This is a genomic window from Acinetobacter sp. YH12200 (assembly GCF_013418175.1).
Lineage (GTDB): Bacteria > Pseudomonadota > Gammaproteobacteria > Pseudomonadales > Moraxellaceae > Acinetobacter > Acinetobacter pseudolwoffii.
Map to the genome: position 1 here is coordinate 1 of NZ_VPCO01000041.1, position 11,317 is coordinate 11,317.

An 11,317-nucleotide genomic window follows, 5' to 3' on the forward strand; every position below is an offset into this window, starting at 1 on the left:
AGTCGGCCGCACGATGAAGAGCAGAAGTTATCATGAACGTTACCATGTTAGGAGGTCACATGGAAGATCAGATCCTGGAAAACGGGAAAGGTTCCGTTCAGGACGCTACTTGTGTATAAGAGTCAGCAACAAGGGTTTTTAAGCCGTCCCACCCTGACCCACTCGCGATGACATCGCCCAGCGGCTGGCCATCATCCTGTGCATCGACCAGGGCGCCCCCGATCTCGGCGAAGGATTTCAGGGTGTCACGCACCACCCCCGCTTCGTCTGCGACCTTTGCATGGCAAATACGCTCCGAAGCACGGTAGAGACGGCCGACGATCCGGTCGTGGGTTTCGACCACTGCGTCGGCCAACATCGCCTGCCATTCCGAGACGCAAACAGCCAAGATCGCAAGCCGCCTGTCCTCCGGGAGATCGCGCATGCCGTCGGCATAATACCGTTCACCCTGCCTGCGCAGACGAGTCACCCGATGGGCAGGAACGCCGGCAAGCAGATCCTCGGGGAGATCGATGCGTTGCAGATATTCGAGCCGGTCGAGCAGCCGGTTGGCCGACGAAGAGTTCGAGCCAGGCTCGAACTGGCGCAGCCACACAAAACGGGTCACCCGATCATCAGCCGTCTCCTCGAGCAATGCCAGCAACTGTTCTCGGATCGACATAGGCAGCCGACTGGCGATCCTCGTCTCGATGCGTCGCTCGGCATCGACGAGAGCCGCGGCACAAAGCCGCTCGATCGTGGATGTCGCGGGAAGGACAGTGCGGGTGCGTCGGCACTCGGCTACGAAGCGACGGGCGATATCCTCGTTCGACACCGCCATCTCGGCTTCTCGGAACAACCATTCCTTCAGCTCGCTCGCACCACGTCCGGAGAAGGTGCGGAAGCCGTAGAGCCCCCGTAACTCGGCAAGATGCTCGTGCCGTGTTTCCTCGCGGGCAGCATAGTCTACGAGATCGTCGGCACCCAGGCCAAGCTGCGCTCCGATAAATTCGATGACCTCTGCAGGGATCAGTTCGCCTGGAGCCAGCACCCGGCCGGGATAGCGCAGGACACACAATTGCAGGGCGAAGCCGAACCTGTTGTGAGCGCGCCGACGCAGCCTGATATGCCCAAGGTCTTCATCACTCAGCGTATAGTGCTTGAGCAAATCCGTCTGTGAAGTCGGCAAGCGCAACAGCGCGTCTTTCTGCCGATCGGTTAGAGTGACGCGACGCGGCATACATGTTCCTTTTTCAAAATCTGATAGCGTTCAAGACGCTTTGTTTATGAAGCTGGTTGAGATACATTTCCAGAGGTCAATGCAATCGTGGCCGAAGCGCCGCCTCAAACCAACGTTTGTGATACATGCTGATCGGATATGCCCGCGTCTCCAAAGCCGATGGCTCGCAGTCTCTCGACCTGCAGCACGACGCCTTGCGCGCCGCAGGTGTCGAACGGGACAATATCTATGATGATCTTGCTTCCGGCGGTCGTGATGATCGCCCTGGCTTGACTGCCTGCCTCAAGTCATTGCGTGACGGCGATGTGCTGGTGGTCTGGAAGCTCGATCGCCTCGGACGATCGCTTGCCCATCTGGTCAACACGGTGAAGGAGCTGTCAGACCGCAAGATCGGCCTGCGGGTTCTGACTGGAAAGGGCGCTCAGATCGACACCACGACTGCGCCCGGTCGCATGGTGTTCGGAATCTTCGCCACCTTGGCCGAGTTCGAGCGGGATCTGATCCGAGAGCGCACCATGGCGGGTCTCGCCTCCGCGAGAGCGCGCGGTCGCAAGGGCGGACGAAAATTCGCGCTCACCAAAGCTCAGGTGCGTCTCGCGCAAGCCGCCATGGCCCAGCGCGATACTTCAGTTTCCGATCTCTGCAAGGAACTCGGCATCGAGCGCGTCACTCTCTACCGATATGTCGGTCCCAAAGGCGAGCTCAGAGACCATGGAAAGCATGTTCTCGGACTTACGTAGTGGACTTGCCTCGGTTTCGTTCCGGTCTTTTTGAGAGCATTATTTGTTATCAAGGAGACCATATATGTCATTAAAGCATAGTGATGAATTTAAGCGTGATGCAGTTCGCATAGCACTCACTAGTGGCTTAACACGCCGTCAAGTTGCGTCAGATTTAAGTATTGGGCTTTCCACGCTTGGGAAATGGATCGCATCAATTTCCGATGAAACTAAAATTCCTACCCAAGACACTGATCTTCTGCGTGAGAATGAACGTTTACGCAAAGAGAACCGTATCCTTCGGGAGGAGAGGGAGATATTAAAAAAGGCAGCAATATTTTTCGCAGTACAAAAGCTGTGAGATTTCAGTTTATTACGGATTACCGTGGCTCTCTCTCACGTTCACGCATATGTCGTTTGATGGGCGTAACAGATCGTGGTTTACGTGCATGGAAACGCCGTCCTCCATCACTGCGCCAGCGTCGTGATCTTATACTTCTAGCGCATATACGTGAGCAGCATCGGTTGTGTTTGGGGAGCTATGGTAGGCCGCGTATGACAGAAGAGTTGAAAGCGCTGGGCCTGCAGGTTGGGCAGCGTCGGGTTGGACGTTTGATGCGCCAGAATAACATTACAGTTGTTCGAACGCGTAAATTCAAACGGACAACGGATAGTCATCATACCTTCAACATTGCACCGAACCTATTAAAACAAGACTTTAGCGCAAGCGCACCCAACCAGAAATGGGCAGGCGATATCACTTATGTTTGGACCAGAGAAGGATGGGTCTATCTTGCTGTTATCCTTGACCTGTATTCCCGTCGCGTGATTGGCTGGGCAACAGGTGATCGATTAAAGCAGGATCTTGCATTAAGGGCACTGAATATGGCGTTGGCTTTACGCAAACCACCACCGGGTTGTATTCAACACACAGACCGTGGGAGCCAATATTGCGCTCATGAATATCAAAAGCTACTGCTCAAACATCAATTGCTGCCGTCCATGAGCGGGAAAGGCAATTGTTTTGATAACTCCGCAGTAGAAAGCTTCTTTAAATCATTAAAGGCTGAGTTGATTTGGCGCAGACACTGGCAAACAAGGCGAGATATTGAGATTGCAATCTTCGAATATATAAATGGCTTTTATAATCCACGCCGAAGACATTCAACACTCGGCTGGAAATCGCCGGTGGCATTTGAGAAAAAAGCCGCTTAAAATGAGAGATAGACCGGAACACAACCGGTGCAAGTCCATAGCAACTCGTTTCTTTTCGCAGGTTGAGCCACCTCCGCGCTTCATCAGAAAACTGAAGGAACCTCCATTGAATCGAACTAATATTTTTTTTGGTGAATCGCATTCTGACTGGTTGCCTGTCAGAGGCGGAGAATCTGGTGATTTTGTTTTTCGACGTGGTGACGGGCATGCCTTCGCGAAAATCGCACCTGCTTCCCGCCGCGGTGAGCTCGCTGGAGAGCGTGACCGCCTCATTTGGCTCAAAGGTCGAGGTGTGGCTTGCCCCGAGGTGATCAACTGGCAGGAGGAACAGGAGGGTGCATGCTTGGTGATAACGGCAATTCCGGGAGTACCGGCGGCTGATCTGTCTGGAGCGGATTTGCTCAAAGCGTGGCCGTCAATGGGGCAGCAACTTGGCGCTGTTCACAGCCTATCGGTTGATCAATGTCCGTTTGAGCGCAGGCTGTCGCGAATGTTCGGACGCGCCGTTGATGTGGTGTCCCGCAATGCCGTCAATCCCGACTTCTTACCGGACGAGGACAAGAGTACGCCGCAGCTCGATCTTTTGGCTCGTGTCGAACGAGAGCTACCGGTGCGGCTCGACCAAGAGCGCACCGATATGGTTGTTTGCCATGGTGATCCCTGCATGCCGAACTTCATGGTGGACCCTAAAACTCTTCAATGCACGGGTCTGATCGACCTTGGGCGGCTCGGAACAGCAGATCGCTATGCCGATTTGGCACTCATGATTGCTAACGCCGAAGAGAACTGGGCAGCGCCAGATGAAGCAGAGCGCGCCTTCGCTGTCCTATTCAATGTATTGGGGATCGAAGCCCCCGACCGCGAACGCCTTGCCTTCTATCTGCGATTGGACCCTCTGACTTGGGGTTGATGTTCATGCCGCCTGTTTTTCCTGCTCATTGGCACGTTTCGCAACCTGTTCTCATTGCGGACACCTTTTCCAGCCTCGTTTGGAAAGTTTCATTGCCAGACGGGACTCCTGCAATCGTCAAGGGATTGAAACCTATAGAAGACATTGCTGATGAACTGCGCGGGGCCGACTATCTGGTATGGCGCAATGGGAGGGGAGCAGTCCGGTTGCTCGGTCGTGAGAACAATCTGATGTTGCTCGAATATGCCGGGGAGCGAATGCTCTCTCACATCGTTGCCGAGCACGGCGACTACCAGGCGACCGAAATTGCAGCGGAACTAATGGCGAAGCTGTATGCCGCATCTGAGGAACCCCTGCCTTCTGCCCTTCTCCCGATCCGGGATCGCTTTGCAGCTTTGTTTCAGCGGGCGCGCGATGATCAAAACGCAGGTTGTCAAACTGACTACGTCCACGCGGCGATTATAGCCGATCAAATGATGAGCAATGCCTCGGAACTGCGTGGGCTACATGGCGATCTGCATCATGAAAACATCATGTTCTCCAGTCGCGGCTGGCTGGTGATAGATCCCGTCGGTCTGGTCGGTGAAGTGGGCTTTGGCGCCGCCAATATGTTCTACGATCCGGCTGACAGAGACGACCTTTGTCTCGATCCTAGACGCATTGCACAGATGGCGGACGCATTCTCTCGTGCGCTGGACGTCGATCCGCGTCGCCTGCTCGACCAGGCGTACGCTTATGGGTGCCTTTCCGCAGCTTGGAACGCGGATGGAGAAGAGGAGCAACGCGATCTAGCTATCGCGGCCGCGATCAAGCAGGTGCGACAGACGTCATACTAGATATCAAGCGACTTCTCCTATCCCCTGGGAACACATCAATCTTACCGGAGAATATCGTTGGCCAAAGCCTTAGCGTAGGATTTCGCCCTCTCCCGCAAACGACCCCATGTGGGCGGTAAAATCAGCTATGTCCGTATTCCCTCACCTGAAGACTTCTGGTGATGAAAATGGCATCCCCACCCGGAAACTGGAAAACCCGCTATAAAGCCAGTGATCTTGCAGACCATCAAAGATTAGAAATGACCTGCAAGAAATGTAACCGCCTTGTTTATATCAATAAGGCAATGATCAGCTCAATTCGAGGACACGAGCAATTATATTTGGACGAAGTTGAACGACGCGCACGCTGCAAAGCTCAAAATTGCCGTGGCACCATGCGCATGGCAATGGTGCGTCTTGATGAACTCAGCGGTTTTATTGGCGGGATTGCTTGATCTCCCGCCAAGATTTTAAGATCGCAATAAACTGGCTGACTGGCGCAATAATGGTATAGCAATAAGATAAAGGCTTGCTGCGACGAGCCAAACCCAACCATCCCACTGCCCCGCGGTTAAGCCATAAAGCGTCGTAAATCCGACCGGCCCGATAATCGAGGTTATATTCGTCAACCCCGTTAAAGTTCCCTGTAAAGCACCTTGTTTTTCATCGCAAACAAGACCTGAAATAATGGCCTGCAAAGCAGGCATACCAATGCCGCCTGTGGCCAGCATAAAAATTGCCGGCAGAACCATCCAGCTTTGCGTGATAAAAGCCAGCAATAAAAACCCGCACATATCAGCGCCCATTCCAAGCAGCAACACACCGCGGTCACCCAGTCGCTTTGAAAGAGTGCCGGTTAAAACAGCTTGTACGAATGTATGTGCTGCACCAAAAACGGCCAGCGACACACCTGCTGTGCCAATATCCCAATTCAAGCGCTGTTCGCCATAAATCACCCACAAAGCGGCGGGCGCCTGCCCAATCAGCTGCATAAGAAAAAACAACGCAAAAAAGCTGGCAAGTCCCTGAACTGCAAAATTGAAGCGAAAGCCTTCAAACAAATTGATTTTGGCTGGCTGTCCTTCAGGCGGTTGTGACGGCGTTTTGGGCAACAAGAAAGCCACCAAACAAAAGGCAATTGCATTGAGAAGAGCCCCTGCCACAAAGGGCGCATGCACAGATATATCACCAAGAACACCGCCAATAGCAGGCCCTGCAATCATACCTGCACCAAAACACGCCCCCATAAAACCAAACCAACGCGCACGTTCTTCCTGTTTAGTTGTATCAGCGATAATTGATGCCGCGATTGCACCAGTTGCTCCGGTAACACCTGAGATAATCCGGCCGATATAAAGCACCCATAAAACAGGCGCTGCCGCCATTATGCTATAATCAATCGTGGCACCTAAAAATGAAACCAGCAAAATAATCCGCCGTCCATAGCGGTCAGATAACCGCCCTAAAACGGGCGCGCAAAAGACCTGCATAAACGCATAAAGCGATAAAAAAACACCATAGTGAAATGCTGTTTGCTCTGCCGGTACAAATTCATTTAATAAAGCCGGAACCACCGGCATGATTAATCCCAAACCAATCGCATCAAGCGCGACAACAATGAGTGCGGTTATAAGTGATTTTGACATAGATGTGACTTTTATTTATCATTGATAAGTTGGCGATAAAAAACTTTATCAACGATAAATTGTCAAGAGGTAATGCAATAAAATGACCAAATTGGATCGTGAGACCGTTATGAAGTGGCTATAGTTCCCCAGACACACAGACGCAGGTAAGATCACCTGCCCAGAGAAGGTGTGTGTCATGAGTCAGAAGAAAGCCTATACAGCTGAGTTTAAAGAAGCCGCGGTCAAGCTGGCGGTGGAGTCCGAGCAATCCGTCAACCAGACCGCCAGGGAGCTGGAGGTTAACGTCAATACGTTACATACCTGGATCGCCAAGTACCACCGCCAGCAGAGCACCAAGGGCGATGGTAAAGTGGATGAGCAGCACCTCTATGATGAGTTGAAGCAGCTCCGCCGAGAGAACGCCCGACTCAAGGAAGAGCGAGAGCTGTTAAAAAAGGCGGCCGCCTTCTTCGCCAAAGAATCTCGCTAAGGTATGCCTTCATCGACGCCAATCAGGGTAAGTTCAGCACTGCCCTGATGTGCCGCGTGTTTGAAGTGTCTCGTAGTGGCTATTATGAGTGGCGGTCCAGGCCGCCCAGCCCGCGAAAACAGCAGGATAAAGCGTTGAAGGCGAAGATCCGTAAACACCACGAAGAAGGCCGGGCAACCTATGGAACGCGGCGTATTCAGAAGAAGCTGACGGGAGACGATGAAGCCGTCAGTCGCCATCGGATTGCCCGACTGATGAAAGAGGAAGGGCTGGCATGCAAGACGCGGCGGAAGTTCAAGGCCACCACCAACTCGAAGCATGACAAGCCGGTCGCGCCGAACCTTCTGGCGCGACACTTCTCGGCAGAAAAGCCGGATCAGGCCTATGTGGGGGATATCACTTATATCCCGACACGGGAGGGATGGCTCTATCTGGCGGTCTTTATCGACCTCTGCTCACGGGCGGTGGTGGGCTGGTCGATGGGTAGCCGAATGCCGGCGTCTCTGGTGAGCGATGCGCTGAGCATGGCGATCTGGAAACGCAGGCCAGCTGCCGGGTTACTGGTTCATAGCGACCGAGGCAGTCAGTATGCTTCAGATAGCTTCCAGCGCTTGCTCAAGCAGCATGACTTCCAATGCAGCATGAGCCGGAAGGGAAACTGTTGGGATAACGCCCCATCGGAGAGTTTCTTCCACACGCTGAAGACCGAGCTGATCTATCACGAAGACTTTACGACGCGGGAAGAAGCGAAGCAGGCCATCTTCGAGTATATCGAAGTGTTTTATAACCGGGTGCGGCTGCACTCCAGCAATGACTACATGAGTCCGTTGGACTATGAATCAGAGCTGCGAGCAGTTGCTTGAGAATGTGTCCGGAAAACTGTTGCCAGATCAAAAACAAAGTGATTAAATTGACAGACATTAGTTGACATTAAAACCAGCGAACAAGAATATGACTTTATTAAAACATAAAAAAATTACAATAATTGGTGCCGGGCCTGTTGGATTAACAATGGCGAGATTGTTACAGCAAAACGGCGTGGACATTACAGTTTACGAGAGAGACAAAGACCAAGATGCAAGGATTTTTGGTGGGACACTTGATCTGCACAGGGATTCGGGACAGGAAGCAATGAAAAGAGCGGGATTGTTACAAACTTATTATGACTTAGCTTTACCAATGGGTGTAAATATTGTTGATGAAAAGGGCAATATTTTAACCACAAAAAATGTAAGACCCGAAAATCGTTTTGACAATCCTGAAATAAACAGAAATGACTTAAGGACTATCCTATTAAATAGTTTACAAAATGATACCGTCATTTGGGATAGAAAACTTGTTACCCTTGAACCTGATAAGGAGAAGTGGATACTAACTTTTGAGGATAAATCGAGTGAAACAGCAGATCTGGTTATTATTGCCAATGGTGGAATGTCTAAAGTAAGAAAATTTGTTACCGACACGGAAGTTGAAGAAACAGGTACTTTCAATATACAAGCCGATATTCATCAACCGGAGGTGAACTGTCCTGGATTTTTTCAGCTTTGCAATGGAAACCGGCTAATGGCTGCTCATCAAGGTAATTTATTATTTGCGAATCCTAATAATAATGGTGCATTGCATTTTGGAATAAGTTTTAAAACACCTGATGAATGGAAAAGCAAAACGCGGGTAGATTTTCAAGACAGAAATAGTGTCGTTGATTTTCTCCTGAAAAAATTTTCCGATTGGGACGAACGCTACAAAGAACTGATTCGTTTGACATCATCTTTTGTAGGGTTAGCGACACGAATATTTCCCTTAGATAAGTCTTGGAAAAGTAAGCGTCCATTACCCATAACGATGATTGGAGATGCTGCTCATTTGATGCCTCCTTTTGCAGGACAAGGCGTAAACAGTGGGTTGATGGATGCCTTGATATTGTCGGATAATCTGACCAATGGGAAATTTAACAGCATTGAAGAGGCTATTGAAAATTATGAACAGCAAATGTTTGCTTATGGAAGAGAAGCACAGGCAGAATCAATAATAAACGAAACGGAAATGTTCAGCCTCGACTTTTCTTTCCAAAAACTAATGAATCTATAAAACAGAAAGGCGAGGAAATGAAAGAGAAAATAGTTAAAAAAAACGGAATAAGACTTTTTACCGAAAGTTTTGGATGTGAAAAAGATCCGGCAATACTCTTGATTGCGGGAGCAACGGTATCCATGTTGTATTGGGATGCTGAATTTTGCCAGAAACTATCTGAAAAGGGATTTTTTGTTATTCGCTACGACAATAGGGACGTAGGAAAATCTACTAATTACGAACCGGGTTCAACCCCCTATGATATTGTTGACTTAACCCATGATGCTATTTCAATTTTGGACGGCTATAAAATAGTCAAAGCCAATTTTGTGGGAATTTCACTGGGCGGACTGATTTCTCAAATAGCATCAATAAAATATGCCGACAGGGTAAGTTCAATAACACTAATCTCATCAGGTCCTTGGGGCGACTCAGACCCCACAATTCCTGAAATGGATACGCGTATTTTAGATTTTCACGGAAAAGCTGAAACCGTAGATTGGACAAATGAAGACAGTGTGGCAAATTATTTAATTCAAGGTGCTGAATTGATGAGCGGCAGGAAACAATTTGACAAACAAAGAAGTGAAAAACTGATTAGAGCCGAATTTAAAAGAGCTAATAACTATATAAGTATGTTCAATCATGCGGCACTGCAAGGTGGTGAAGAATACTGGAACAGATTGAGCGAAATCAATCAACCAACCTTAATTGTACACGGAACGGACGATAAAATATGGCATTTTAAGAATTCAGCAGTTTTACTTGAAAAGATAAACGGCTCAAAACTAATAACGCTTGATGGAACCGGACACGAACTACATTTCGAAGATTGGAATAAAATTATTGATGGAATAACGCAACATACAACAAATAACAAAAGAATGAACAAATAGGGTATTATGTATTTCCAAATCAACGGTTTAGAGATTGAAGCTAATATCAATGTGTTCTTTGAATAACATCTTTTGGTGTTTTTTAATAATCATACTACGCAATTTTCTTTTATAAAAGGAAATATTGTAAACTAAATACGAAATGGTATCTTCATTAAATCATATCATCTCGGAGATACAGCGAAAAGAAAATACAATTTTGTTTTCTTAAAAACCAAAGACCAGGATTAACATCTTGGTCATTGTGCTTTTCAACCAATATCAACCAAAGCCACCAAAAAGATTACTTAACATAGGTTCATTGCCTGATTTTTTTATTCTTGAGACCTTAGCAGAAAATAATGTGATATGAAATATAAGGACATAGGAGAATCAGAGAAATTAGACCAAGTAATCAAAGAGATGAAAAATATTTTCAGAACTGTACCATATGGCGTCGATCACACAATGAAGGTGTTAGAAAATACACGGACGATTATTGAAAGAGAAAATGTAGACAGTCAGACTGGTTGTATTATAGAGTTAAGTGCTGTTTTACACGACATAGGTTCTGTGGAAGCATTACGCAAATATGGATCAATGGAGGGACATCTCCAAGAGCAGGAAGGAGTACCAATTGCAAGAAATATATTAAATGAACATAATTATGAACCATTCGTAATTGAAAGAGTATGTTATATAGTTGGAAACCATCATACGCCTGAAAAAATAGATGGAAAAGATTTTCAGATTCTTTGGGAGGCAGACCTTATTGAAAACATGCAAGTTATGGATTGCACTAAGGACACAGAAACCTTAAGACAATTTGTTTCAAAAAAAATCAAAACACAAGCGGGTAAGGCGCTTGCTTTATGTAAATACAGTCCTGCATTGAAGACCCTATAGTGATCAAGCAGATCCTTGATCACCTGAAGCACAAAGCCGAAACCAGCGGGACCAGGGCGTTACCCGAAAGCCGGGCGCCACCGGCTGAGCTGCTCCTGGGTCTGTTTGACTGACGAGCCTGAAGGCCAACGATACCAATCAAAATGCTGCGTTCACAGCGCCGCGGCAGGGATCCGCCGTGCTGGTTGTCGGAAAAGGAGCCGCTAGTGGGAAAGAGGAGGGTAAATTTTCAGCGTTGCTGGCTCCCCGTCAGCCGGATTGGGTTGCATCGCAGGGGTGTCGAAAGAGTCAACTGCGGTCCAAAGCTGTTGGACTTGGGTGAAAAGGGCGTTTATTCTTCCTATACGTTGTCGGCAGCGGGCCAAAAAGGAATACGTCCATGCCCATCGAGGTGAAACCGGCTGTGAGCGCGGGTTCAAGCATATAGCCCGACAGGCGCGTATCCTTGCCGATCACGACACGATGGCGGT

10 protein-coding genes and 2 pseudogenes are annotated in these 11,317 nt (G+C 48.8%); 9 read left to right on the forward strand and 3 right to left on the reverse strand.

What is annotated here, in order from left to right; genetic code table 11:
- Window positions 1-124: 124 nt before the first annotated feature.
- Window positions 125-1,219: pseudogene (locus FTU90_RS15145) on the reverse strand (DUF4158 domain-containing protein); the annotation flags it as partial.
- A 125-nt stretch (window positions 1,220-1,344) separates the two neighbouring features.
- Between FTU90_RS15145 and FTU90_RS15150 the strand changes: the two are divergent.
- The 5 genes from FTU90_RS15150 (at window position 1,345) to FTU90_RS15170 (ending at window position 5,333) form a co-directional block, all read left to right on the forward strand.
- Window positions 1,345-1,959, forward strand: a complete 615-nt coding sequence (locus FTU90_RS15150) for a recombinase family protein (protein ID WP_180073055.1) — start codon at window positions 1,345-1,347, stop codon at window positions 1,957-1,959.
- A 64-nt stretch (window positions 1,960-2,023) separates the two neighbouring features.
- A protein-coding gene (locus FTU90_RS15155; RefSeq protein WP_085959879.1) for an IS3-like element IS1133 family transposase occupies window positions 2,024-3,153 on the forward strand; the annotation gives its coding sequence in 2 pieces (ribosomal slippage) (window positions 2,024-2,270 and window positions 2,270-3,153; 1,131 coding nt in all).
- Window positions 3,154-3,259: 106 nt separating this feature from the next.
- Window positions 3,260-4,063 (forward strand): aminoglycoside O-phosphotransferase APH(3'')-Ib, encoded by an 804-nt coding sequence (aph(3'')-Ib, locus tag FTU90_RS15160; RefSeq protein WP_001082319.1) that lies wholly within the window; start codon window positions 3,260-3,262, stop codon window positions 4,061-4,063.
- Entirely contained in the window at window positions 4,063-4,899 is an 837-nt protein-coding gene (locus tag FTU90_RS15165; RefSeq protein WP_000480968.1) for an aminoglycoside O-phosphotransferase APH(6)-Id, read from the forward strand. The genes aph(3'')-Ib and FTU90_RS15165 overlap by 1 nt, the downstream gene beginning before the upstream one ends.
- Before the next feature lie 167 nt (window positions 4,900-5,066).
- Window positions 5,067-5,333: a hypothetical protein gene (locus FTU90_RS15170; protein WP_052928020.1), complete on the forward strand. Its 267-nt coding sequence runs from the start codon at window positions 5,067-5,069 to the stop codon at window positions 5,331-5,333.
- Window positions 5,334-5,348: 15 nt separating this feature from the next.
- On the opposite strand, the gene tet(Y) is transcribed toward FTU90_RS15170, so the two are convergent.
- Complete coding sequence (gene tet(Y) / locus FTU90_RS15175) at window positions 5,349-6,524, reverse strand: tetracycline efflux MFS transporter Tet(Y) (protein ID WP_011931119.1); 1,176 nt, start codon at window positions 6,522-6,524, stop codon at window positions 5,349-5,351.
- A 178-nt stretch (window positions 6,525-6,702) separates the two neighbouring features.
- Between tet(Y) and FTU90_RS15180 the strand changes: the two genes are divergently transcribed.
- The 4 genes from FTU90_RS15180 (at window position 6,703) to FTU90_RS16355 (ending at window position 10,847) form a co-directional block, all read left to right on the forward strand.
- Window positions 6,703-7,859, forward strand: a protein-coding gene (locus tag FTU90_RS15180) for an IS3 family transposase (protein ID WP_371035422.1) whose coding sequence is annotated in 2 segments (ribosomal slippage) — window positions 6,703-6,973 and window positions 6,973-7,859 — 1,158 coding nt in all. Because the reading frame shifts where the segments join, the coding sequence is not laid out codon by codon here.
- Window positions 7,860-7,947: 88 nt separating this feature from the next.
- Window positions 7,948-9,084, forward strand: coding sequence for a tetracycline-inactivating monooxygenase Tet(X) (gene tet(X), locus FTU90_RS15185; protein ID WP_044502094.1), 1,137 nt, complete (start codon window positions 7,948-7,950; stop codon window positions 9,082-9,084).
- 17 nt (window positions 9,085-9,101) lie between these two features.
- Window positions 9,102-9,962 (forward strand): macrolide hydrolase EstT, encoded by an 861-nt coding sequence (gene estT / locus FTU90_RS15190; RefSeq protein ID WP_077782102.1) that lies wholly within the window; start codon window positions 9,102-9,104, stop codon window positions 9,960-9,962.
- A gap of 447 nt (window positions 9,963-10,409) precedes the next feature.
- The gene (locus tag FTU90_RS16355) at window positions 10,410-10,847 is read left to right on the forward strand and encodes an HD domain-containing protein (RefSeq protein ID WP_373683434.1); all 438 of its coding nucleotides are present in this window, start codon (window positions 10,410-10,412) and stop codon (window positions 10,845-10,847) included.
- A gap of 348 nt (window positions 10,848-11,195) precedes the next feature.
- Here the strand turns inward: FTU90_RS16355 and FTU90_RS15205 are convergent.
- A pseudogene (locus tag FTU90_RS15205) lies at window positions 11,196-11,317 on the reverse strand (hypothetical protein); the annotation flags it as partial.